This is a genomic window from Pseudomonas sp. P108 (assembly GCF_032613195.1).
GTDB lineage: Bacteria > Pseudomonadota > Gammaproteobacteria > Pseudomonadales > Pseudomonadaceae > Aquipseudomonas.
The window spans coordinates 47624-70545 of sequence record NZ_CP126692.1 but is presented as its reverse complement, the minus strand read 5'-3'; the positions used below and the strand labels follow the sequence as shown (position 1 = coordinate 70545).

31 protein-coding genes are annotated in these 22922 nt (G+C 53.5%); 9 read left to right on the top strand and 22 right to left on the bottom strand.

What is annotated here, in order from left to right; all coding sequences use genetic code 11:
• Nucleotides 1-5 precede the first annotated feature (5 nt).
• The 13 genes from QOM10_RS29890 to QOM10_RS29830 all read right to left on the bottom strand — a co-directional run bounded on the left by QOM10_RS29890 (nt 6) and on the right by QOM10_RS29830 (nt 10326).
• Nucleotides 6-1568 (bottom strand): conjugal transfer protein TraB, encoded by a 1563-nt coding sequence (locus tag QOM10_RS29890; protein WP_316918500.1) that lies wholly within the window; start codon nt 1566-1568, stop codon nt 6-8.
• Entirely contained in the window at nt 1565-2356 is a 792-nt protein-coding gene (locus tag QOM10_RS29885) for a hypothetical protein (protein WP_057451354.1), read from the bottom strand. The genes QOM10_RS29890 and QOM10_RS29885 overlap by 4 nt, the downstream gene beginning before the upstream one ends.
• Before the next feature lie 2 nt (nt 2357-2358).
• A complete protein-coding gene (locus QOM10_RS29880) occupies nt 2359-2994 on the bottom strand; it encodes a hypothetical protein (RefSeq protein ID WP_057451355.1) in 636 nt (211 codons plus the stop codon).
• A gap of 2 nt (nt 2995-2996) precedes the next feature.
• Nucleotides 2997-3380: a hypothetical protein gene (locus tag QOM10_RS29875; RefSeq protein WP_057451356.1), complete on the bottom strand. Its 384-nt coding sequence runs from the start codon at nt 3378-3380 to the stop codon at nt 2997-2999.
• A 1-nt stretch (nt 3381) separates the two neighbouring features.
• Nucleotides 3382-3792 (bottom strand): hypothetical protein, encoded by a 411-nt coding sequence (locus QOM10_RS29870; RefSeq protein WP_057451357.1) that lies wholly within the window; start codon nt 3790-3792, stop codon nt 3382-3384.
• A 2-nt stretch (nt 3793-3794) separates the two neighbouring features.
• A complete protein-coding gene (locus QOM10_RS29865) occupies nt 3795-4139 on the bottom strand; it encodes a hypothetical protein (RefSeq protein ID WP_057451358.1) in 345 nt (114 codons plus the stop codon).
• A gap of 91 nt (nt 4140-4230) precedes the next feature.
• Nucleotides 4231-4572 carry a hypothetical protein gene (locus QOM10_RS29860; protein WP_057451359.1) on the bottom strand — a complete coding sequence of 114 codons (342 nt, stop codon included), beginning with the start codon at nt 4570-4572 and terminating at the stop codon, nt 4231-4233.
• A gap of 102 nt (nt 4573-4674) precedes the next feature.
• Complete coding sequence (locus QOM10_RS29855; RefSeq protein ID WP_057451360.1) at nt 4675-6477, bottom strand: type IV secretory system conjugative DNA transfer family protein; 1803 nt, start codon at nt 6475-6477, stop codon at nt 4675-4677.
• Nucleotides 6474-8654: a helix-hairpin-helix domain-containing protein gene (locus tag QOM10_RS29850; protein WP_316918499.1), complete on the bottom strand. Its 2181-nt coding sequence runs from the start codon at nt 8652-8654 to the stop codon at nt 6474-6476. Before QOM10_RS29850 ends, QOM10_RS29855 begins: the two co-directional genes overlap by 4 nt.
• Complete coding sequence (locus QOM10_RS29845) at nt 8651-9148, bottom strand: hypothetical protein (protein WP_316918498.1); 498 nt, start codon at nt 9146-9148, stop codon at nt 8651-8653. The genes QOM10_RS29850 and QOM10_RS29845 overlap by 4 nt, the downstream gene beginning before the upstream one ends.
• 203 nt (nt 9149-9351) lie before the next feature.
• Nucleotides 9352-9624: an HU family DNA-binding protein gene (locus QOM10_RS29840; protein WP_057451363.1), complete on the bottom strand. Its 273-nt coding sequence runs from the start codon at nt 9622-9624 to the stop codon at nt 9352-9354.
• A gap of 71 nt (nt 9625-9695) precedes the next feature.
• A complete protein-coding gene (locus QOM10_RS29835) occupies nt 9696-9977 on the bottom strand; it encodes a hypothetical protein (protein WP_316918497.1) in 282 nt (93 codons plus the stop codon).
• Between the two features lie 10 nt (nt 9978-9987).
• Nucleotides 9988-10326 carry a hypothetical protein gene (locus QOM10_RS29830; protein ID WP_316918496.1) on the bottom strand — a complete coding sequence of 113 codons (339 nt, stop codon included), beginning with the start codon at nt 10324-10326 and terminating at the stop codon, nt 9988-9990.
• 162 nt (nt 10327-10488) lie between these two features.
• Here QOM10_RS29830 and QOM10_RS29825 point away from each other — a divergent pair, with 162 nt between their 5' ends.
• Nucleotides 10489-10689 (top strand): hypothetical protein, encoded by a 201-nt coding sequence (locus QOM10_RS29825; protein WP_316918495.1) that lies wholly within the window; start codon nt 10489-10491, stop codon nt 10687-10689.
• Between the two features lie 149 nt (nt 10690-10838).
• Here the strand turns inward: QOM10_RS29825 and QOM10_RS29820 are convergent, their stop codons facing one another.
• Nucleotides 10839-11423, bottom strand: coding sequence for a DUF2441 domain-containing protein (locus QOM10_RS29820; protein ID WP_316918494.1), 585 nt, complete (start codon nt 11421-11423; stop codon nt 10839-10841).
• Between the two features lie 171 nt (nt 11424-11594).
• Between QOM10_RS29820 and QOM10_RS29815 the strand changes: the two genes are divergently transcribed.
• The 3 genes from QOM10_RS29815 to QOM10_RS29805 all read left to right on the top strand — a co-directional run bounded on the left by QOM10_RS29815 (nt 11595) and on the right by QOM10_RS29805 (nt 13062).
• Complete coding sequence (locus QOM10_RS29815) at nt 11595-11996, top strand: TraR/DksA family transcriptional regulator (protein ID WP_057451368.1); 402 nt, start codon at nt 11595-11597, stop codon at nt 11994-11996.
• Nucleotides 11997-12390: 394 nt separating this feature from the next.
• Complete coding sequence (locus tag QOM10_RS29810; RefSeq protein WP_316918493.1) at nt 12391-12789, top strand: hypothetical protein; 399 nt, start codon at nt 12391-12393, stop codon at nt 12787-12789.
• Nucleotides 12790-12798: 9 nt separating this feature from the next.
• Nucleotides 12799-13062 carry a hypothetical protein gene (locus QOM10_RS29805; protein WP_316918492.1) on the top strand — a complete coding sequence of 88 codons (264 nt, stop codon included), beginning with the start codon at nt 12799-12801 and terminating at the stop codon, nt 13060-13062.
• A 579-nt stretch (nt 13063-13641) separates the two neighbouring features.
• On the opposite strand, the gene QOM10_RS29800 is transcribed toward QOM10_RS29805, so the two are convergent.
• The 6 genes from QOM10_RS29800 to QOM10_RS29775 form a co-directional block, all read right to left on the bottom strand.
• Nucleotides 13642-13884, bottom strand: a complete 243-nt coding sequence (locus QOM10_RS29800) for a hypothetical protein (RefSeq protein ID WP_316918491.1) — start codon at nt 13882-13884, stop codon at nt 13642-13644.
• A 32-nt stretch (nt 13885-13916) separates the two neighbouring features.
• Nucleotides 13917-14993 carry a hypothetical protein gene (locus QOM10_RS29795; RefSeq protein ID WP_316918490.1) on the bottom strand — a complete coding sequence of 359 codons (1077 nt, stop codon included), beginning with the start codon at nt 14991-14993 and terminating at the stop codon, nt 13917-13919.
• Nucleotides 14994-15206: 213 nt separating this feature from the next.
• Entirely contained in the window at nt 15207-15704 is a 498-nt protein-coding gene (locus QOM10_RS29790; protein WP_316918489.1) for a hypothetical protein, read from the bottom strand.
• Between the two features lie 325 nt (nt 15705-16029).
• The gene (locus QOM10_RS29785; RefSeq protein ID WP_316918488.1) at nt 16030-16698 is read right to left on the bottom strand and encodes a hypothetical protein; all 669 of its coding nucleotides are present in this window, start codon (nt 16696-16698) and stop codon (nt 16030-16032) included.
• Between the two features lie 391 nt (nt 16699-17089).
• On the bottom strand, nt 17090-17593 hold the full coding sequence (locus QOM10_RS29780; RefSeq protein WP_410479238.1) for a DUF6904 family protein: 504 nt from the start codon (nt 17591-17593) through the stop codon (nt 17090-17092).
• A gap of 420 nt (nt 17594-18013) precedes the next feature.
• Nucleotides 18014-18154, bottom strand: a complete 141-nt coding sequence (locus tag QOM10_RS29775; RefSeq protein ID WP_165792949.1) for a hypothetical protein — start codon at nt 18152-18154, stop codon at nt 18014-18016.
• A gap of 455 nt (nt 18155-18609) precedes the next feature.
• On the opposite strand from QOM10_RS29775, the gene QOM10_RS29770 reads away from it, so the two are divergent.
• From QOM10_RS29770 to QOM10_RS29760, 3 genes are all read left to right on the top strand, one after another.
• A complete protein-coding gene (locus tag QOM10_RS29770) occupies nt 18610-19104 on the top strand; it encodes a hypothetical protein (RefSeq protein ID WP_057451376.1) in 495 nt (164 codons plus the stop codon).
• A gap of 34 nt (nt 19105-19138) precedes the next feature.
• A complete protein-coding gene (locus QOM10_RS29765) occupies nt 19139-19441 on the top strand; it encodes a hypothetical protein (protein WP_057451377.1) in 303 nt (100 codons plus the stop codon).
• Nucleotides 19442-19510: 69 nt separating this feature from the next.
• Nucleotides 19511-19807, top strand: a complete 297-nt coding sequence (locus QOM10_RS29760) for a hypothetical protein (protein WP_101165764.1) — start codon at nt 19511-19513, stop codon at nt 19805-19807.
• A 225-nt stretch (nt 19808-20032) separates the two neighbouring features.
• Here QOM10_RS29760 and QOM10_RS29755 read toward each other — a convergent pair whose 3' ends face one another.
• Nucleotides 20033-20893, bottom strand: coding sequence for a hypothetical protein (locus tag QOM10_RS29755; protein WP_057451378.1), 861 nt, complete (start codon nt 20891-20893; stop codon nt 20033-20035).
• A 112-nt stretch (nt 20894-21005) separates the two neighbouring features.
• Here QOM10_RS29755 and QOM10_RS29750 point away from each other — a divergent pair, with 112 nt between their 5' ends.
• The gene (locus QOM10_RS29750) at nt 21006-21611 is read left to right on the top strand and encodes a hypothetical protein (RefSeq protein ID WP_162893417.1); all 606 of its coding nucleotides are present in this window, start codon (nt 21006-21008) and stop codon (nt 21609-21611) included.
• Nucleotides 21612-21615: 4 nt separating this feature from the next.
• Nucleotides 21616-21984, top strand: a complete 369-nt coding sequence (locus QOM10_RS29745) for a hypothetical protein (protein ID WP_057451380.1) — start codon at nt 21616-21618, stop codon at nt 21982-21984.
• 377 nt (nt 21985-22361) lie between these two features.
• Here QOM10_RS29745 and QOM10_RS29740 read toward each other — a convergent pair whose 3' ends face one another.
• The gene (locus QOM10_RS29740; RefSeq protein ID WP_057451381.1) at nt 22362-22856 is read right to left on the bottom strand and encodes a hypothetical protein; all 495 of its coding nucleotides are present in this window, start codon (nt 22854-22856) and stop codon (nt 22362-22364) included.
• Nucleotides 22857-22922 lie beyond the last annotated feature (66 nt).

Sequence of the window (22922 nt, the reverse complement as noted above, 5' to 3'; positions counted from 1 at the left end):
ATTCCTCACAGCAGTACGTCGCCTTTACCGGCATCTAGGTCGAACGCTTCGGCAGGCTTAAAAACATGAATGGGTTGGTCAGTCACAAACCGCAACCGGATGCCCGGCTCGACCACCACGGTGTCAATAGCAGCGTTGGCCTCTTGCTCAAATCGGCCAGCGATTTTGTTAAAAATTGCAGCGATGCCCTGGGTGGTGGCGGACTTTGTTGCACTGCCAGTCAGTTGTTGCACAGAAGAAGCGCCATTGGAGTCCAAGCTGTTTTGTGTTGTGTATTCAGCCTGGGAGAGAGCGGCTGCGAATGCCGCGCCCGCAGCTGCCATGGACTCAAGCGCCAGGGTTCTACCTGATGCCTTATCAAGGCGACCGTACACATCTTGCTCGTTGTCTCGCGTGTCTACGATGTAACCAGTGCTCGCTGCCATTTGTGAGTCGCCGGCTTCGTCCCAGTAGCTCATTTGCTCAACGCGAATATTCGCCCTGCCTGCGCTACTGCTTGAAGTTCGGCGCCCTGAACACAGGGCCATGAGGTGAATTGAGCCTACGTCTACTGATGACCCGTTTGGCCCACGGAAAATGCCTCGAACAGGCAACACAACTGGCCGTGCTGGGATCTCAGTTTGCTTAGCCCCAGGGGAGTTAGCGCCAATTGGGCAGGCCACACCATGGAGGGTCGTGACCTCAACAAAGGAAAATGCCGGAATGGTGATCCGCTCCATTTTCGTGCCGTTGTAGGTCTGCCCGGTCGGGTTCTTATTGCTCTCAGCTTGGGCAGCGTATGCCTCTGCTGCGTTGTCGTACTGCTGAGGTCGAGGTGGAGCGGCGACTGTCGTGGACGCCTGTCCCCGATCAGCATTTGGGTTGTTGTAGTTGCCATTTTGCGGGGCAGGGGTGCTCATTGAATTGAACAAGTCCTGCTCGCTTGCATTGAGCGAGTCTCCACCGCTTTTCTTCGAGACAGTGGTTCCGATGTTCGTAGGTTTTAGAATGAAATAGTTCGGCCCGTATGGGTTACCTACTGGTGCCTGACTGCTGCCTATGTCTTGTTGTGGCTTAGGCGCGCTCATGTTGAAATTCAACTTATCGAAGTTCAACCCTCCGTCCATGCTCAAGTCAGGCATGTTGTCAGGCAGGCTTGGTGGTGACTGCAACACCTTCTTATCGTTTTTATTAGCGTTCTGGTATGTTGCTTCAATACCGTTAGAGCGAAGATTTACGATTTCGTCGGAAAGAGTTGCGACCTGCGCCTTGAGGGTGTTGTTGCTGTCCTTCCACTCTTTTCTGAGTGTTTCGTCTCGTTGATTAAAATCACGTTCTTGCAGAGCCAGTTTCTGCTCAAAAGATTCCATGCTTTTCGCAAAAACAGTCAAGGCAGCGTCACGGTCTTTTACGCTGATATCGTTGATCTGATCTGTGCCAACTTCGATTGGTTTAGCACCCACATCAACTGGCTGCACTGTTGTCGGCTTTCCACCGAAAATAGTTGCGCCGAGACCTAATGCCAATACACCCCCGGCGATTAGCAAGTTCTTTTTGTTGAGTGCTTGTTCTTTCTTGTCATCGCTCATTTCTGTTTCTCCGAGACGATAAACAGAAGCCCGCGATGACTATCGGCGTACACCTCAGTCAGGAATTCGGGAGCAGGCCCCAAAATTCGCGATGTTGGGATCATAGAAACTTGTCTTGCGAGGCCAAGTGTCTCTCGGACTGCTGGATTGCTGTAGTCCATTTGGTCAATTGCCACTTTGGTGGCAGTTCGGCCTTTGTTTATTACTTCATAAGTTGTCCCGATATATTTAGGCCCGATGTATTGGCTCTGCAATACGAACTCGACTGAGCCTTGACGGAATACGACACGCTCTGCTTTGGACATGGCTGAAAAATCGGCCTGGCGATAACCGCTTGGAAGTTTGCCGTCGAACAAGTAGTTCATCAGCCCCTTCTTTTTCCCATTCACAGTGGCCGCGAGGCTTCGATCCGCAAGTGGCTCGCTCTGAATGGTCACCTCGCTGTCAGCGCAGCCGGGGCGAGTAATCAGTCGCAGCTGATAAGACTTTTTGGTGCCGCCGTCAACGGTCACCATCCCTGTGTAAATAGGGTCATCTGCGAGAAATGAGATTCGGTTGTTGATCGGGGTTCTGTAAAAATTCATACCCTCTGGAACCTCTACCAAAATCCCTTCGAGATAGGGTTCGGGAAAGGTCACAAAGGCCCGTTGAGTGTCGTTGCTGATGAACACGTCTACTGGTTTACCATCATAAACAACAGTACGCGCCGAGCGGTTGCACTCGTCCTTCGCCATCGCTGGCATGCTGATAGCTGCTGCAACCAGGGCAGCTAGAAATGTCTTTTTCAAACTCAAATCTCCTGCACGATGAAGTCATCAACTACCAGCGCCCAGTCATAGTGAGCGGACGGTTTTACTGGTTTGATAAGGATCTTCACGTCATATTTGCGAGTGCTAAAAACCTTGTTGATCGTCGCTCGAACTCGCTGGCCTTTGAACGACACGATGTAGCCCATGCCGGGTTTGTATTCGATTCGATACTTCGAATCCGGCGCGAATACTTGCGTGATTTCCTGCTCGATAGATTGGCGGGCCAATGTCTTTAACGGCTGCTCTTGCTTAATACGCAAAGAGGGGGTCATGAGCCGCAGAGCTTCGGAAGCGTTTTCCTCGGCTGAGTCAGGTGTAAAGTTGTAGTAGTTCTGGATAAACCATGTAACGAATCCTTCGATGTGTCGTCGCGGTATGGCTTTTTCACTCACAAATACGCCTTCCGCATTTGGATAGCCATACATCACACGGTCTTCACTCAAGCGAGTGTTGGCGCGGTTCAACTCTACAATTTGAAAGACAAGAAACGAGATAATAAGGGCGGCTGCTGCGATAACGAACAGCAGAACTACCATGATTCGACTCTGACGCAATTCTGATGCGCCGAGGATGTTGAACATTTTGAGCGGTGGGCCGTATCTGGTTGGTTTCTGCATTGTTAGCGCTCGTATTTATGGCAGTAACTTGGGAGTGGCAGAAGCCCACTGGTAACCCAAATATTGTTAATCTTCTTCACTGCCCAATGTAGTAACCGATACAGTGGCTGGATTCGTTTAATCGCAGGGTTTTTAATGGCATTCCCTAAGCCAGTAGCGACAGCCACCGAGAGAAAACCCGGTGGCTTTCCTGCTGTCATCTTTTTGTAGAGCCACAACAAGAAGCCGGCACAGACCAAACTGAGGATTGGGTTTAGCCCCATCGTTTTCATCACTGCAATTGGAAAACCTGCAATGAGGTAGTCCTCGGGTTCGAGACCCGCAAGTCGCAGTGGCGAAGTCGCATATACGAAGGTGTCGCTCTCTTGTGTGACTCTTAGTTCCATATCAGGTAAACATCCCTGCTACGCCGCTAGTAAGCATGGCGGTAGTGGTTCCCGAGCTGCTGCCGCCCATCCAGGACTTAAAGCCGTCAACAACCAACTCACCGAACAAGAAGATGCAAGCGAGGATCAATGGAACCTGCCATCCGCGTCCGCTGAAAGCCAAGACGCACACGGCCAACCAAATCATCGAAACCCAGAACAAAGGTGTTGATAGGAACTTCCACCACGCTCGGGCCGAGCTATCCAAGTTGGTGCCAACTTGCGAACTTGGTTTGGCTGTGCCGTCGAATGCTGCAAAAGCCATATCGGGCATCAGCATCAAGAGCGATAGTGCGAACAATGCAATCAGCATCATGCCGAGGCGTTGATGCTGAAGCGTTCCGTAACGAGGCAAAACGTTGGCGATGACCAAGGTTATTCTCCAGATTGGATAGGGGTGAAAAAGAGGCCATCAGGCACCAAGGTCTGGTGAGCCATACGCTTCTTTTCTGGGGTGAGTAACACCGTCATGGTGTCTTCCATCGGCCTTAACTGTTCCAACATCTGGCGCAGGTTCAGTCCGGGAAGCTGGTAAGCCGCCTGGGCTTGTTCGAGTTCCTTTCTTGCAGCTGAAAGCGCCTGAGAGGCCCGAGCTAGGTGCTCAAATGACTTCTGATACTCAGGGTCGCGCTGATCGATAAGGTACGGATCAGCAGCCAGTGCTGATCCGGTGAATAGGGCTGCAACGATTGCAGCAATACAGAGAGGGAGGGCGCGCATAAAATATCTCCTTTGCATATTCACAGTGCAAAGGCGATGGCCCCTTTTTGAGGGCTAAATACGCGTACTGCTAAAAATAATTTTCTCGTGCTTACTCACGGGCTCTACGGTAAGTCTCGATCACCCAGATGCGAGCCTTGTGAAACAGAGTGAGGGACATTTTCGCCAAGAAACCGAGTAGGTGAACAGTAACGAGCGATGCCACCAGTTGGATGTAGGTCATGACGTTTTTGAAGACAGATGAGCACACTGCCTTGGTCATGCCTCTTGTAGGAGGGAAGGCCAAAAAAATCAGGATAACCACCAAGATTGCTACCCCATAGGCAATGGGGCCATGCCTCGCGGCTTGGTAATCGATGGTATCCATCAGCCAGTTAAAGACTGGGCCTAAGTCGTAGTTCCACTCGCGATAGTTGTCGATCCAGCTTGCCATGCACACCTCATTACCCGCGCATGCGCGGATATTTGTCCGTCGTTAATGCTTGCCACACCAGAAGACCGTGTTTCCCGCGCATGCGCGGGAAATGGGTCACCTTTAGGTTCTTTCGAACAGTTGTTTGTTTTTCTTCGTGAACTCATCCCAGGCATAGATCCCCGAGCGACCTTTGGGCCGACGGCGCACCAGCTGCATATCGCCGAACTGAACGTTTGGGAATTTATTGCGTACCAGTGGCATGCGAATTCGATAGGTTCCTGACTTGCCAACCAGGATTCCGTCGCCTTGGTCAAGGGTCGAGAAGTCTTCCGGTTGGATCATTTCCTCTCGCTGAGATTTAGTGGAGACCGTCGCGCTTTCGCCGTCGTTCTGGTTTGCGACTAGCCCGGCCTCGTCTGACGCGTGACTGTTGCCGGTCGATGATCCCTCTGCTGTTGACTCCATTTTCGTGATTACAGAACCGGCGAGCTTTACAGCGAACTCCCGAGTCTTGCTGTCCCGAACGTCGCAGTACAGGTGGTGCCAACAGTTGCCCAGTACCATCTCGACGAAGGCTGGAGAAATGTTCTCCAGGAAGCCGACGCCCTGGAACGCAATGATGATTGGCACGTTCGCCGAGCGGGCCAGCTGGAATAACTGCACCTGCGATTCATCCATGAATGATGGGTATTCATCGAAGATGGCCGGGTTCATCGCCAGAGGCTTGGATTTCTCCAGCTGAATCTCACCGACTGCTCGGGCAAGGTCGGAAATGAACAGCTTGCCGAACAACTCCACACCATCCTTGTCAGCAAGGCTGGACATAGAGAGCACGACAACCTCGTTGTTGAGGATCGATTCTTTCAGGTCTACATCAGGTGCATAGGTGTTTACGATGCTGGAATATTCGGAGTGCGCGAAGGAAGACAGCTTCGAAATCAGACCTTGCGTAAGAGTCTTGTACTGGTTGTAGTTCCATCCTTCTTCATCATTTTTCCACCAGTTTCGTAGGTAGCTGTACAGCCAATCCATACCCTCGCGGTGATACTTACTCTCTTCTGGCCGAATGCGCTTCGTGTAGGCCCGCAGTAGGTCAAAATCGGAAAGCAGCGCGATCATGTCCTTGATGTTGAAAGCTGGAGAACCTGGCTGGAGCTTCAATACCAGTGTCGCGGCGGTAAGCGTATAGCGGGCAATGTCCGTCCAGAATTCCTCGCTGGAGTTCGCCTGGATTTTCATTAGCGTGGATAGGGTGGCACGCACACCACCGGAGTACACAGGATTGTAGGTGTGGCTCTGCTCGGGATATTCGAAGTTGATCAGCTTGAACTGATCTAGGCGGTTGGCCTCTTTCATCATTGCGTAGATCGAGCCGGCGAAGTCAGAGTCGCTTTTCGCCTCAACCAGGATCAGCCCAGCGCCTTTTCTAATCTGCTGTTGGATAATGCTGAGCAGAAGCTCCGTCTTACCTGTGCCGGTCGCGGCGAGCAGGGCGACGTGCCGAGTCATTTGGTCATCGGTGAGCATGAACGGCATCATCTGCGGATACACATCATTGAGCGTCTTGCGCACGTCGTCTGCCGTGACACGACCTTTTTGATTGCGTACTTCCTCGATGTTGTCTTTCCACTCCTGGTAGGGCATCACTTGCCCGAAGTAGGTGCTTCTACGGAGGTCGCAATCCGTCAGCTCAGCCTCTTCGAACTGTGAGTCCCACACTAGGGGCTTATCGATTTCCTTGGCTTGGGTGTTGATGCCAAGAGTGATGTACGCAGCTGCCAGCCCCATGGCGATCACCATAGGCGCCGGCATGAACGGAATCGCCGAACCCAGTAGAGCGCCGGATAACGTCATCTTGCGCTGCCGATCAAGCTTCTCGCGTTTTTGTTCCTGCAAGTCTTTACGTGCGGAGCGGATGGTCATTTATCAGATACCCAGTCTAAGAGCTTGGAGCGAGTTCTGTTGGAAGGGCGATCTGCGATTCCATCAGCCAATTGCGCGATTTCGCCAACCACGATGAGCGAGCGAATAGATGTGTTGATCAGGCTGCTCAATAGCTCTTGATTGATAGCATCACGTTGATCACCGATTGCTAAAAGCACGACAAGCTCATACCGACGGCCCCGTATGAATTTTGGAGTCATGACCAGACCATCGAACACATCTATCCGGTCGTCAGCTTCAACCGAGACCTCGCTGCCACTTGCGGTAAGCAGTGTCAGCTGCTTCGGCGTGATGGCGCTTGGCCAATAGACTGAGAACGCTGGGCATGCAGAAGACTGCAACGGCTGGCGCACTACAACCGGCAAGCCTGCATGATATTGGCGTCCCTGGAAGGTCGCCGGGAGCGAGTCTTGGCCGTACTCGTCCACTATTGCTGCCTGAACTTTCTTCACCACATCGTGAGCCGTGTTAGGAGCCACGACGCGTATGTCCGAGAGCGGGTCAAGGTTCAAAGCACCCGCTGTCTCTTTCAAAAGCTCGGGGAGAAAAGTGGGTAGGTCATCAACTGAGCACTCCAGCCAGGAGAGAGGCTGCGTGGGGTCAAACGCCTCAAAGTCAGGAGTTACCTCGCCAGCCCATACCTTCTCCTGAGCATCGTGCTTGTTCGATTCTGGCACCCCCCAGAAGCGTGAGTGGAAGGCTTTGAACTGCTGGCTATCAAGCAGGTCAGCGAAAGGTTGCCCAATCGAAAGACTTGGGAGGTCTCTTGGACATCCCAGTAGGTAGAGACGGCCATTCTGAGGGGCAGCCTCGATCAGGTAGTTCATTTCCTCTATACCCAACGCGTCGGCGCCGAGCACGACAATCACGTCGGCCTCGACTGGGTTGGTGCCACGCTGGAGAGGGATGCCAGTCTCGTCATCCAAGCCAATTAATTCAGCGTAGGTCATGATCAACGAACCGCATCCAATGCTCTTGCGTGCCTCGGCGATCATTTCCAGGGTGTACGTGGTGAAGACGGCATCAGCTCCGTATGCCTGGAACATCAACGAGAGAGCTTTTGCAACGAACAGCTGATCTTCGTATGTCTGGCACTGGACGATGGCAAAGCACTCGGCCAAAAGCGAGCTGAGCCCCGTCAATAGCTGCTTACTTGCAGCTTGCTTGAGCTTCATCGGCTTGAGCATTTTCAGCCCCATCTGCTCTGACGGCACAAGGTCAAGCTCCAACTCTTGCTCGTCGAGCTGCGACCACTGTCGGATCAACTCGAAAAGCTGCTGCTCTGCATCGTGCAGGTGCTTGAGTTGTACGCGCCGGTCTTCAACATGGATCAGACCCAGCCGGCGCAACTCGGCGACAGCAGGGGGCAGAAGCGGGCGCACGGTATCGGGATGAACACGTAGCAACTTCACCACAAGTTGCCCCAGCTGAGGCCCCTCAATCACAGAGTGACCGAGCCAAGCCTCTCTGCGCAAAGCTGCAATTACAGCCCCCCTGATGGCTGACTCGGACTGGTTGGTGACCCCCAACTGATTGGCAAGCGCCATAGCCTTTGGAAAAGGCAAATCATCGAAGTGGACGTACAGGGCGTAGGTGTCCGTTTTGATGATTTGGTTGAGGTCTGCATCGTTGCCGTAGTAGCGGGCCAGCTTCGAAAGCTTGTAAAGGGGAATGCCCTTCACCTCGATTTTGGACAGCGCCAGCCGATCAGACCGTTTGGTCTTCCAGCCTTCGATAAGCCGCTCAATGTCGCGCTCAGGTATCCCTGCATCCCCGATGAGGTCTGGAGAGCGTTCAAGAACCTCAATGGTGTTCTCCCCGTAATGCTCAACCAGTTTTACTGTTGATGAGCGCGCCGCCCCGGTCAGGGCGGTAAGGTAACCAGAGATTGCTTTTAGCGAACGCGGGGGGCGGGAAGTGAATTTGCTGACCTCGAAATCACCACCCTCGATATCAGGTACTCGTTGCCCGTAAAGAATGAATTCCTCATACAGAACTGTTTGGCCAAAATCACCAGATGCGGCAAATAGTGATCCGTCTTCTCGACGAAAGCTTCCAATGCCCCATGGGCCTGTAGCGGATCGAAAGACCACATCAACGAGAGTCCCTTCCTCTCGATTCTCAGCCTTGGTTTCGGGGTTCGCTGTTGCAGTCATGTGCCTCCTTTAAACCCTTTCCCAGACTCGACTCGGCGAACAATGCCGTCTACCCGACCCGTTGCTCTGTAAAGGCCGCTCCAACAGGAGAAAATGGTGTCCGCTGCATCCACAGCATTTGGGTCGGACTGGAGCAGGATGGTCAGACGGTCGAGGTCAACAACCACTTCGAGGCAGTAATGCATCGCTATGTGGATGTTGGGCTTTTCACTCAAGTCCGGAAGCTCGACAGGCGTGCCCGCATATTCAGCCAATACCGACTCGAAGTCCGTGAAGAAGTATGGGCGCATGGCGCGATGGATCTGAGCCCAGGCCGCATCCATATTGATCTGCACCTGTTTGATTGCGCCTGCACGGTGTTGCATTGGGGTGCTGCGAATCGCGCCGCTCATTTTGACCATGAACGGGATCAGCTGGTGGGGTGGTGGGCGCTTGTACAGGCCTTCGTCAGGAATCAGAAAGGACTGCGCTTGCCGGGTATAAATTAGTGTCATGCAGAACTCCGGTTGCTCTAGTAGTTAGTGGGTGGCGAAAGTCCCCAATTTTGAGGGTGCCTAGCAAAAGGAGCCAAGTTTTGATTTGCGATTGTCTAGATCGCACCTCGAAATACACTTGCCAGCTTGCGAAAACGACAGAGCCCCGCATTTGGCGGGGCTCTGGTGGGGTGGGGGTGTTACGCGCCCAAGGCTGCTGTCGCTTAGTTCACGGCAGCTTTCAGCGCTTTACCGGCTTTGAAGGTCGGGTTCTTCGCGGCTGCAATTTCAATGCTCGCCCCGGTCTGAGGATTACGTCCGGTGCGTGCAGCGCGTTCGCGAACCTCGAAGGAACCAAAGCCTACCAGAGTGACCGCATCGCCAGCCTTCAAGGCCGTAGTAATAGCTTCGATAGTGGCGTCCAAGGCGCGGCCAGCCGCAGCTTTTGGCAGGTCAGCGTTGGCGGCGATTTGATCGATCAATTCAGTTTTGTTCATACAGATTACCCTTTGTGGTTTCCAGTTATGGCCACGGTTTTGTGGCCCAGGTTGTTGAAGTCATCTTCGAGTCAGAAGAAGTCAGCACGAATCGTGGTTACGATCATCCCAAGGTAGAAAGTGGTGCTTGCTGCCATGATGATGGGGAGGGAGGTGGGCCAGCGGTATCGAGCACCGCAGATGAGGAATGCTTGGGCACATGGGATCAGCGCCAGCTTTATGTAAGGGGCGCTGGAGAAAATAGGGCTCGACACTGGCACCCAGCCGCTTGCGGTTACGGCCAAGATGTACAGGAGCGCGGTGTAAGCGAGAAAACGCTTGTTGCTGATTTCTTTGGTCAGTTTGTTGAGCATTGGAGTTCTCCTATGCGAAGCCAATCGAGTTCAGTTCTTTCAACTGGGCTATGGCCGTAGTGATCATGAATCTATCAGCCTCACTCCAGGACTGCATTTCAACCCGTGACACTTTCTCCAAGGTTTGCTTGAGCAAATGCGCTGCTCGAACGGGCGGCAATACCGATGCGTTGATCTGGGTCGGCACGGGGACGGATGAGCCATTACTGAGCACCCAGAATGCCCAATGTTTGACAGCTATACCGGTTTCTTCTGCATACCGTTTTGCCAAGTCATTGAGAATGGCCGGCGCCAGCTGGCCAAACACGAACTCAGCTGAGACAGGCGCTATTTCGAATTCCGCTTCCATAAAGATTCCTTTGGTACATGCCTACACCATAACGGCTCGATTCCCAGAATCCGCCCTGACGACCAAATTTTTCACATTGCATAAGACCGTTCCGCATCCGGGTTGTAAGATCAAACGGTGCCGAGGATTTTCGGCCCTAGACAGGAGCTGTGCATGAGTCGAATGAGTGAAGTGTTGAGCATCGCCGAGGATATTGCCCGCCTGCGGCAGTCCGACAAAATCCCTGCAACAAACCTGCTCGCCCGCTGTAGGGCAACATTGATCTATGGCGATGAATTCAAGGCTGCATTGGCGGAAGCGATTGAGGCAGGCCGGTTGCAGGAAACCGAGGATGGGCAACTTCTACTGCTCAACCATGGATAAATAGGCTTGTGGCTGCTTCGGCATGACAGGATTGACTGTCAGCATCCAAAAAGCGCTCTGCGCGGTGCGGGAGGTGGAGAGGGTACTACAGGGGGTGTTTCACCCCTCCCATCACACGCACAAGGCTATCCAGCGACATGGACACGATTTCAGCGCACCACTTCTAGCACAGTCATGGCACCTTCCAGCAGTGTCTCGCTCCGCGATCCTTTGACCATTTCACCGCGCCAGTAGCGGTGCGCGCTCTCGATCAGTTGAGGCATGGATTGCGAGTCCTGCTGTAAGTGACCTTCTGAGGTTGTGTGCAACCGACCCTCCACAGAAACACGAAGTATCTGTGCTTTGCCTCTGCCATCCAAACGCTTCACCCAGCTACGCGCCTCATCAAGAGACTCGCTAACCCAAATACAGCGGGCTCGGGATGGGAGAGCACTAAAATGCGCTGTCCTAACAGACTCGAACACCAGCTCGCGTATGATTTTGATGTGGCTTTCCATGATGTGGTGGACTTGAGGCATCACCTTGGCAGCGTGGTTGTTTGCAGTATCAGACCGAAAGAACTCAAGCAATGGGTACGCTTTGCTACCGACGGGATAGACGGAGTGAAAGTCCATTGCCACCTCATAGAAAGGGTTGTGTTCCCGTTTTGCGGTATCGATGACCTGCCCCACAGCATGCAAACTTTTCTTCGTGTAGCCGGTGTCGTGATCAACATGGAAGTAGATATTGTTCATGCCAGTAGAGCCCATTCACAAGGGGTCGATATTTTCACACATCTGTCGATAACTGAGTGGCTGTGATGCATGAGCAACTGCGCTCGGTTGAGTGGATTAAAAGATCATGCTCGTTATCCTGAGTCGTCGATGACCCTTCGCCGAAGGGTTTCCAGCTTGAGAGGTGGCACGATGACCGAAGAACAACTGCTGGCGCAGAGCGCCGACGACTACATGAACGCCGAGCAGTTGGCGTTCTTCAAACAGCTACTAGGGACGAAAGCAGACTCGATTCGGGAACGCATCCGCGCCAATCAATTGCTTTGCCAGATCGAACGCCAAGCTGATGCCTCGGACGCAGCCAGCATTGAAGAAGATCGCACAAAGGCGCTGCGGCTGATCGACATGGACAATGGCATCTTGGCCAACATCAAAGCAGCGCTCGATGCCATGTCCGATGGGCAATACGGGTACTGCCAGGACACAGGTGAACCCATCACACTCAAGCGTTTGTTACTGATTCCTGAGTCGCTGCTGTGTGTTGATGCAATGGAAGCTCGTGAGTCGCGTAGCCGGCATCAACGAGCAGCTTGACACCTCTCTCAATCACATACGGGCGCTCTATGCGCCCGTTGTATTTTGTGGGGAAATTGTTGGTTAATGAAAATACAGCCAGGGCAATAATGCGATTGCGCTAAATTTTGCTGGTGTTGTGGCTGTTTGTTGGGCGTGTTGAACGCGCTGCCAGCGTTTTCCGTTGACGGTGATTTTGCCGACGCCCTCAGCGAGCGCGTTGAAGCCTATGCCGACTACCAAGCCTCCCAGGCGGCGAAACGGCCTGCCCACTTAGAAGGCGCCGCTTCGGCGTCCACTGCCGGCAAGATCGCCGGGTAGTTGGAAAACCCAACGTTTACCATATGCCCCGCCGACAACGTGGGGAAAACCCAGCAAAGGCGCCGGATTAACCGGGCGCAAATGAGGAACGACGATGACTATTACACCGTTAGAACAAACTCTGATCGACAACGCCCGCTCCCATCAGGAGTCGCTTGCCGCCTACTATCCCAAGCATCAGGCTGGCCCATTCAACGAGGACGATCATGCTGATTATCTCAAGCACTCGGGCGCACTCACGGACTTGGTGTCTCTTACCCACTTCAACAGCGGCTTGAGCTACGAAGCTGCCGAACTGTTGCGTCAAGTGGAAGCCGAAGACGTTGCGACGTTCAGACAGCATTTTCCTGTTGAAACACCGACTGCCGACAGCATGGTAAACGAGACCAGTGCTGCCACTAAGCTGGTGTCCGCAGATGGTAAAGCTTTGCCCGTGATCGTGTGTGATATGGGCCTCTACGGGGCCGGGCTCAAGCAAGATCCGAATGCATAGGAAACCGTTTTGGAAGCCATCAAATTCAACCGACAGAAAGCCCGCGAAACGCCGGGCGTGGCCGTGGTGCAGGCTGTAGACGATCACCGCGTGGAAGCAGCTCGCATCGGCTTGAGCCAACCTGAAACCATCTTCGGGCTGTCGCTACAGGCCAAACGCCATGGTAGCCGAGTTGATTACTACCTGGATGGCGTGCGCATGGCTCGCGAAAGGGTGCTGTTCAACGTCACCATCCGCGTTGTTCGCGACAACGACGCTAAACCAGCACAGTGACCCAGGAAAAACCCGCTGCACCCACAAGCCCGCCCAGTTGCGGGCTTCGCCAGTAGTGACAGGGCGCTTTCGGCCCCTATGATCGAGCACGAATCAATATGCCACGCACTTATTCTCCAGGGTACTGCCCTGACAAATGCTCTGGCGGTCAGTCAGATCCGTGAGTCTGTAGGATTACTCACGGAGTATTGGCCAACCCGATACCCATCTACTGCATTCAGCCCGCACACCGGTCTGGTGTAATTGGCCGAATTTCTCCTGAACTTAGTGCTCCATTAATCCCCTCATTCAGGGTACTGACAGGCCTTGTGAGCTTTGAACGAAAAAAATCCTGTCAAGCTGATAGAAACGGGAAGCCCAACTATTTCCATGAGGCTGAAAGTATCGGAGCCCCAAAGAAGGCGGAAAAACAGACCTATAGTCATAACTCCGAATAGGAGTGTGAACAGATCGTAGCCCGGAACGCTCAGTGCCTCGCTGCCATGAGTGAGCCAGTCTTTGAAGTACGCGCACTTCTGACTTCGAGTAGGTACATGGGTGGGGGCCTTCGTGCTCATATCTGTCGATGCTCCTGAATTTTTACGGGCGCGAAAGCTCGCGTTTTGGCGTGCTGGTGGTACAGCGATCTTCTCCATGACCAACGGCTGCGAGCGCCGCGTCCAGCTCCGCAGTTGCGCGCAGGTCAAGAACGCTGAGTAACTTCTCGGCGTCATTGGCCGCATCTACAGGGTCTCGGGACAGAGCGGACGTAAGAGCATTTTTGAGCCATTCGCTTGTGTCGGGCGACTCAAGCAATGCCTTGATTTCAGTATTGAAGTTCATTTTGTCCTCTTAAGGCATTACCGACGTGCTGCTTACGTGGAAGGGATAATCATCCAGTTGTCAGGCATAGATTTGAACCGGGGACGGTCGGGGAGAGGCATCTGCGCCGTTTCTCGTAGCAGGCTCCAGAACACTCCAAGCGCGACGTTCTCTACGTCGGCCAGGTTGGTGCTGCTCACAGAGTCGAAAGTCATCAGATCGACGAGAGCATCTGCCAGCGGCGCTCGTTTATGGGTGACGAACCACGGCACGATCTTAGCTTCCATGACAATCCAGCCAACAGAGGTATAGGTTGATTCGCCTGTCACCAGCTGTTGTGGAAGGTTGTTCAGGATCAGGACAGGACTGCTGTCCAGATTTCGGGTTCGTTTTAACTCGGCGAGCACGTTCCAAAACACTTCGTCTCGTCCCCAAGCCGGATGTGCTGTAAACCGAAGTGCAAAGCACTCGACGCTTCCCAAGTCTGCATCCGCTATCCAACCTACCCTGGCCATGGAAGCATGTGGGTCGATCTTTGGGCAACCAGACAGATCAGGGCGATAGTTCCAGCCAAGGAAATGGAACAGGTTGAAGATGACCGCTGGATGTGGGTAGTGCCCCAGGCGTTTTGTTGAGTCTACAGTTTCGAGCCTTTGGCCAAGTGCATGCCGGCGCTGTTCCTCCAGCACGGCCTCTATCTGCGAGGACGGCTCCTGATCGTCCTGGTAGTAGCAAAGCGTGGGGTCGAAGTAAGCCTTCTTCTCGCCGTCGAACATGCATTCTCGACTACCAACTGGGCAGAGCGAGAGAAACAAATCGGCAGCATCTGGAAGAATTCGGTACTCCAAAATCAGGGTCAATCGATCTTCTCGGAACCGCACCATACGCCGTCGTGCGTACACGGCGTCTTCCATTTCTACGCGTAAATCAGGCAACGCGCTGTGGGGGAGGGAACGCCAGAGGGCTTCGTAGGTGCTGGCGCCGGACAAACTCGCGGCCACACGTTCAGCAAAATGAGCCTTCTTGGGGAAGTACGTGCTGAATGCCTGAACCCACTGTGATAGGTCACGCCTGCTTCTCCAGCGCTCATCATGGGCCATGGTGGGTGTCGCTGTGCTGTGATCCTGCATTACGTTTCCTTAGCTCGGCATTGAGCCGCAACAATAACGACCCACCCTTGTCTGCTCGCATAACGGGCTATGATCTTTGGGCAAAAAAAAGCCCTCCATGAGAGGGCCACACCTTGGGGGTTCACTTCCTTGAATTGAACTCGTACCAATGTAGGAGTAAGGGGGCAGCGGCGCTACTCAACACGATGCAGTTACTCCACCCACAATTTGAGGTTACTGCTGGATAGGCGCCGAACGCTGGCCAAGTGGCGCCACCTTCACGTCGCAGGTGTAGCTAAGAGGGTTCGTCTGTGACTGCGGTGTGCATGGTTTGTTAGAGACGGGCTGCACGTCGAAGCCTGTGGCCCTGAATTCGAAAGTCAGGTTGTTTACTCGCGGGCCACCCAGTGCCTCCTGCTCGATGCCTTTCCAGAATGTGAACGCCCCGGCTGCCGCAACAACAAGACTAATAACTATGACAGTCTTTTGGGTCTTGTCCGAAAGGTGTAGGGCACCCAGGCTTGTGAGCAAAAGGCTAGCTGCGCAGAGCGCGAACCCAAAGGCCATTGTGGCTTCGTGCTTCGACCAGACCTGGAAGGCCAGACCGAGTACAACCGCTGCCACCAAAAAGTGAGTTTTGCGCAGAGCCTTGTTCAGCTTACCGCCTGTGCCAATGTCAGATGCTGTCGGGGCAATGCCACCAGCGGTAGAGCGTTTGTTATCGGTTGTCATGACCTTCCTCGTTGGACATGGGCCAGCCATTCTGGCCCGCGACAACCTATGGTAACGGTTCAAGCTTCAAATTCGCATGATTTGAGGGATTAGAGGCTGTCTCAACTCTCTAATTAGGTTCTCGCCTGCACCGGCAGCGCAGCCCCTCCACCTGGAGGTGGTTCCAATGAATAAAGGTTGTCACATATGAACAAAGGTTGTCACAAGTCTCTGCCACCAGAAGTTTGTCGGGGCAGATGTGGGTAGCCATGGAGTATAAAAAACTGTCGGAGTAGCGGCGTGCAAGGGAAGCCAAGGCACCTCATGACTATTTCGATGGCCATGCTCAAACGGAAAAAGTGCGCTCGATAGCTAATACTGTGCAGTCGGTTCCATACACCACGCCGAACTGTGAGTTCAGCCACTCACGGAGAAACCTCGGCATCACCCCAACGGTTGGAACGGGTTTGAAACCCTCAAAAGTCGCTACCATTGCGGGTGCCCCAAATAGGCCAATGGTTGCGCCGGTTAGGTAGTCAATCATCTGGGTGCCACGTATGAACTTGAGCGAGAGGATCAACGATCCGAGGGGCGGTCTCTTCCCGTCCTTCGGGGTATTGATGTGAATACCTGGAGCACTGTCTGAAATCCTGGTAATCCCGGCTCTCATGTCCTTCATGGACAATTGTGACAGTGTTGATCTAACGCGTCTTTCAAAAGTCGGCTCATTTTTAAACGGCCCGCCTGTCTCAGTCGAAACGTGCATAACATCCATCACATCAACTGCATCATCGGCGATGAATAGGCCAATGCTCTTAGGCACATCCTGTTCGATAGCTGCGCGAGCAGCAGTAGCCAACCCCTTCCAGTCAACCTGACTGTAGTCAGTCAGCACTGGTTCACCGTATCTATTGAGCAGAAGCCCGTTTTCTGGCGAGTGGGGACAAACCAAGAAATGTAGTGCGCTTGGCAACGCCGAACGTTGAGTTGCGATTCGCCATTCATTGTCTTCCATTGAACGTGTGCCCCAATTTATGAATTGATCCCCACTTATGCTAACCCGCTGAACGCGCAGACCACCATTAACAATAGTTCTTATGGGCTCTCCCGTTCGTCGCTCGGCAGAAAGTAACCGGCGCCCTCAAGCCGTGCAGGCAGCGCGACGGCTGAGTTTTTAAGTCGGTCTCACGGCACCGCCCGAGTTGGTTTGCTTCGGAAAAATAATTAAGTCAGTCTCAACGGGCACTTGAAGATCACCGCCCGTCGCCGGCAGATGAACTGGTTTTGGAAGGCCCGATCTGGGGCCGACAGTGGTTTTAGAGAATTAAAACTTTCGCTACCTACTTCGCCCATCAGTTCAGCTCTAAGCGCCGACTCACCGAACAGTGAATAGGTACGACAAGAACTCACCACTTGTAAGGGGGATATTCAGACCAAATGTCGAACGGCTTAAACACCATCGACCTGAGAGGGTTGTTGAATGCACGGAATGTGAGAAGCGTATCCAAGATTGCGCCCAGCTCAGTTTTCCTTTTGGCGGGAGTCAACGTTAGAAAATAACTCGTTCTGCTATGGATTTTTTCATTGGCGCTCTCCCCACCATCTTGGGCAACCATGAGAGCGATTTTATATAAATTTTCGCTTGCCCCTGGCTGCATTTCCTCTAGGCCATCCAATACGGTATGTTCCAAATGGTACATAACCGATTGGTCATTTCTCGTAACGGTAGGCATGAAGGCCAAGCCTGCCCTCAATAAGCCCATCTGGATCAGCATGTTTGGCCATAAACAGTCGAACCCATAGATGGGTGTCGGATCGTCCCCGTACCATTTCCTTGTGTCCTTTTTCCTCATGCCATCGAAGGCGTGACGCACCTCATAGGCTAGCCCTGATAGTAGTGGGTCTTCTATTTTGAGAAGGGCGCTTCCTCTATGACACGGTGAATGAAAGTCCAGAGCGCTTTGAGTTCGTAAATATCACCCCAGAGCACAAGCCCGGCGTTACTTTTTCTTATGGAGTGCTGCATCGGAATCACCCTGTCAAGAATGGCATTTCTACAGCGTAGACGCTCAGAGGTAGTCGAGGGCGGAAGCTCTAACTCCCAGCGACGTTTTTAACTCTTTAGAAGCAGCAGCAAGACTGACGTTGTTGGAGTGAGACTGACTTAATTGTTTGTGGCCAGCCGGCGCCGCCGTCTTCCGTAGAGGAGAGATACCATCATAAGAAAATGGCCTTTTTAAGGGCACCCCGCATTCCTTCTGAAAGACCCTCTAAACCTTAAGGCCTTCTCGGTATTTCGCCCGTACCATTTGGGTAAAGCCACACCTACACTAATTACTCGCTTTTCTCTTCTGCGTGTTCTGCCCGAAACCTCGTTGGCGTTTCTCCGGCATCTTTTTCTCATTTTCTTTATGCGGCTCTGCCGCATATTTTTTCTTTCTTTGCTCTTTTTCTTCGCTTTTTTTCTTCAAGAGGGCGCCTGTCGTAAGGTTCGGGGTAGGAGTACGAACAAAGAATAAAAGCGGGTTAATCGGTACGGATGCGCTTTATGCATCGAGTTGAGGTGAAAGTCATGTGTTGAGCCGTTATAACTCTCAGGCCCAGGATTTGAGTGTGGGGCAGGGTGGATCAGGCCCAGAATTCAGTCGGGCAAGGTTCAAAGCATGCGGTATGGGTTGTACGGTTCTAGCAAGGCGAATAGGCGGCGCTGCTCTGGCAGGTTATCCAGAATGGGGCAGGCGACATTTGCGTCCTTACAGGTCGGCACAGGATTTCAAGCCAGGTGGGGAGGTGTATCACAGCCCCTTTCTTATGATGGTATCCTTTGCTTTGAAGGGACGACTCCCACCAAAGGGTGAATGCCCGCCAGTTAGGCTGGCGTATGTAGATTCCCAACTTTATTGAAACCCACTCAGAGGTGCGTCTGATGGCCAAGCAACGAACCGTTCTTCATGACCAGCTAGAAGCCCGTGCTAAATGGGAGAAATACCTGATCTCAGGTGCGGTTGAAGAGGGTGAGTTGGCTCTTCACTTCGCAGAATGTGCGGGCTATGGCGCGAATGAGAAAACGGCGCTGATCAAAAACGTTCGGGAGCTATCGAAGGCCTTTGATGAGGGTCGCAGTAACGCTGAAGCCGACTGGGCCATCAGTTTGCAGGAATCTGGAAGGGGGTTGAATTTTTGGTCGCTGAACTTCAATCTCCCCAAACTTGGAGAAATCTATCGGGGCAGGATTGTTCATGGTGACGCTGATATGGTTTACCAAACAGTCTTGATCAACGGTGATGAGGTGGTCATTGCGCACCGCATTAGCGAGCTGAGCAGCTTGGAATCGAACACATTCGCTCACAACTCGCTAGAGGTACATATCCAGTACATCGCCAGCGGTCTTGCAGTAGGTAAATTGGTACAGCCCTCTTAGACTGGCTTGGTTCTAAGTCACAACGGAATTCCCCATGAAGTTCATGTACGCAGTGACCCTGTTTTGCGCGGTGACCTCGGCTCAAGCGGCTGACGTGAAATCGATCAGCCTTGACGAGTTCGCAGGCGACAAGCGCGCTCAGAAGATCGAGAACTTAAAAACGACCGCGAACCAGTACGGTACAACGACCGTTGTGGCATTGCTCACCTACGCCGATGGTGAGCAGGAAACCTGCACTTTTGTAATGGTCGCAAATCTTGCCGAAAAAGATGGTGAAAAGGGGCTAAATGTTACGCCAAAGAGCCGCAGTTGCACCCCTGCGGCGAAAGCCAACTGATCACCGAAAGCGCCGCCCAGGTACACCACAAGTCCAGCCACCGCGCTGGTCAGCAGCAGAGAGATTGCTATGAAGTTTTTTGCCGGGCTACTGGATTGGCTCAGACCTTCTCCAGCGATGATCAGCAGTACAGCCAAAGATCAAGCATTGATCACACTGGCCCGTCACGGTTATCAAGCCCATTACTACACGCCGCATTCAGAGGTCGTGGACGGTGAGTTGTCCGCTGCGCTGCGCTTATTAGGTCGTTCAGGCTTTCTGATCACCAATCAAAATGGCGACCTAGTTGGAGCGGTAGAAACAGCTCATCCAGGAAGCGAGTCGCGTGCAAGGCAACTACGGGCAAAATTCAGGCTGGTAAAGTGATCTAGGAATGTTCCTGAAACACTGCATCTGGTATGCCGGCGCACCTGATCAGCCACTGCATCTAGTAAATGCAGTCCGACTGGTTTAAGTAAGAACTGTCTTACGGAATAAATAGGAAAACGCCGAAGGGCGCCTTTTTCTTTGCCTCCAAACGCGCTGCGAGGGGGCTGCGATGTTCCTCCCCCAATCGCATAGAAGATGAGTGCGGTAACCAATCCCGCTCGATTATGCTGCGCGGATCGAGGCCGGCACCAATGACCATTGGCAGTCGTACTCCAGCTCCGCCAGTGCGTGGGTACGAGGATTAAACATGCTCTGCTGGTGCTGGCCAGCTAACACGCCGTTTGTGAGCTTGTAGATCGAGTCAGGGAAGGCGATCACACTTGTACCATCGAAAGAGTCAGCGCCGGCCTGCGCACATGCATTAATGCGCTTGAGTGAGTTAACCCGACCAACGTGGAAGTAGCAGTTTCGGCGCCGGGCAACCTGTCCCCAAGCATTCATCGTCGCCAGCTTCCACTCGGTCGAACCCCCAAGGAAAATGCCGACCATTGGCCCCAGGTATTGGCGTACATCGTCGGGAGTCATCCCGTCCTGTACGGCGATCAGCAGCCGTTCTGGGAACCCTTTGAGGCGATCCAGCCATTGCAGAGACAACTCTAGGCTAGCCATCCCCCCGGCCACGATATCTGGCAAGACGACCCATTGAGCCCCCTCGCCAACCTTGTCGATCGCTCGCGAGAAAGCATCCTCGTCAAATGGTTTGCCCTGCTGAAAAGCGCTCCACGCACCGTTGTCTACACCCCATACTTCGAATCCCTCGGTACGAAGCACGCCGGCAGCGGACACGAGGATCGACCATCCCATATCCCGCATGTTCGCCAAGGTGGACTTGGTTCCAGTACGGCTTGCATAAGGGCGCAACAGGGGGGCATTCGGCACCACCAACTCATCGATAGCCAAGTCATCATCGCCTTGGCCATCTACGCAGTAGTAGGTGCTGTATGCCGCACGTCCCTGAGCCGCGCTGATACGGTGGCCAGCACTGTAGGCTGTGATCCAGTCAGGGGAGGTAAAATCGTTCATGTGCCGCTCCGTTTGTGATTGCCCATAGGCTAACGACGTGGGTGCGGTGTCATCGTGGTACGTGCAAAATGCCCGCGCCCGATTATTGGAGCCGGAAGTGGAGTGAAGGCGGTTGGCCGTTATTCTTAAACAGAACCCAGGCCTCGGGCCGCATATGGAGGACACGCAAATGGAAACCCCTCGGAAAACTGTTCCGACTCTGGCCCCGTTGGCTTTCTCTCTCAGCATCCGTTCTGAGAGCGCAGCGCCAGCCCTGGGCAGCAACTACCTCGATCCGACTCATCTGAAAACCTATCCAGCATTGATCGGCATCGGTGGCGCCGCTGCATGCGCTTGCCTGCTATACACCTTTCTGCCGCTCTGGTTGAGCATACCGCTTGCGGTTTGGCCGGGTATTCAGGCGTTCAAGTACGCCAAGCGCTACTTCCATGGTTCTTTTGCTGACGCACGCATCCAAGCTAACCGCTCAGTTCTGATTCAAGTCGTGGAAGCGCCGGACGTCTCAGTCTTTGCTGACGTAGCTGAATCCATCGTCAAATCCCAGTATGGGAACCAGCAGTGGGTAGAGAAGGCATTGCAACTGCGTGGGGCGAACGGCGATTCGTACCTCTTCCTCGCTGCGGTGTTTACTTTCGCGCCAGAACTCTGGCAAGCCTGCGCCAAACGGGTATACGACCGACACCTCTCAGGCGCTACACCACATGCATGGAGCAAGTAGCTACATGGCTCATGAACTGCACCAACTGCTGAGTGTTTACGAGGCGGCACCGGTTGAATGCGACGGTTTCGTCAGGCTTGCGCATACCGCGCTGGTCAATGCCGGCATACAGCATCGCTGCTTGTTCGGCAGGGTGAGTTCCAGTGATGGGGCAACGGTGAGCCCGGTTCACTTATGGATCGAGTTGGAGGACGGGAGCCTCGTTGATTACCGAGCACGGATGTGGTTGGGAGAGGTGACCACGGTTCCACACGGTATCTTCAACCCAGCCGACTTCCCTGAGTGGAGATACGAAGGTGTCCAGGTGGACGTGCCAGTGGCCAGTTCAGCCTTGGTCGCAATCCTCACCGCGCCGATGCCGGTATTCGCGTAGCGGCGTTACAAAAGGGAAATCTGCCAATTTGGCATGCCAGACATGAATTAAACTGCTGAATCGCCAGTGAATGTGCAACCAGCTATCCGTTAACCGATTCCACAGCCAAGATGGTGCCCGCTTTGTTTCAACGCGAAAACAGGCGCGGTAGGAATGAGATAGTTCGTTTGCTATCATATTGCCCAGCGAAAGAGAGCCCTCTTTCGACAACGGACTGGCACACAGTGACCAGACAAGGAAGCGATAAGCCCATTGGCTTACGACCCGCGAAGGATTGCGCTGTGACAGAAGGGAAGCACCTTGGCGAAGCCGAGTGCTTGATGTGAAGGGGGAGCGTTGGGGCTTTTTGTAGCCCCAACGGTTTCAACAGCACACCTTTAGCCAGCAGACGCCTCGCTCGGCGTGGCACTAGCATTTTCACCACTCTTTGCATCGCTGCCGTCATCAGCAGACGCTTCCGCGTGAGCAGCATTCTGGTCATGCGCTTGGGTTTCTGCGGATGCATCGTTCTTTGCCGGCGCAGAGCCGTCGTCAATTTTTTCGAAAAGCCCGTCAATGGCGTCGTTGATTTCCCGTTGGGTAGGCTTTTTCGAAAGAGCGTTACCCCCTTGTGCTGCACGGTCGGTGATCGATGCTTCGATCCGCGTGAGAACGGCCAGCGTTTGCTCCACCACTTGCCGATTGTGCTCTACCGTGGTTTCGATCTGTGCCGCACGCTGATTCTGCTCAGCGCCGCCCAGCAAGTTGTAGTAAGTGTGAAGACAGGCAGCGCTACCGATCACTGCGCCGACCAGCGCCGCGATCATCGTTTTCGCGTGCTGCGGCAGTTGGGAGTAGTTGCGTGGGAAATCTGAAGCTGGATTGTTGCTCATGCAGGAGACCTCTCTATGACAGTTGCCTCCAAGTTTCAATATTTAGGGAGTGCTTCGCCACCGAGG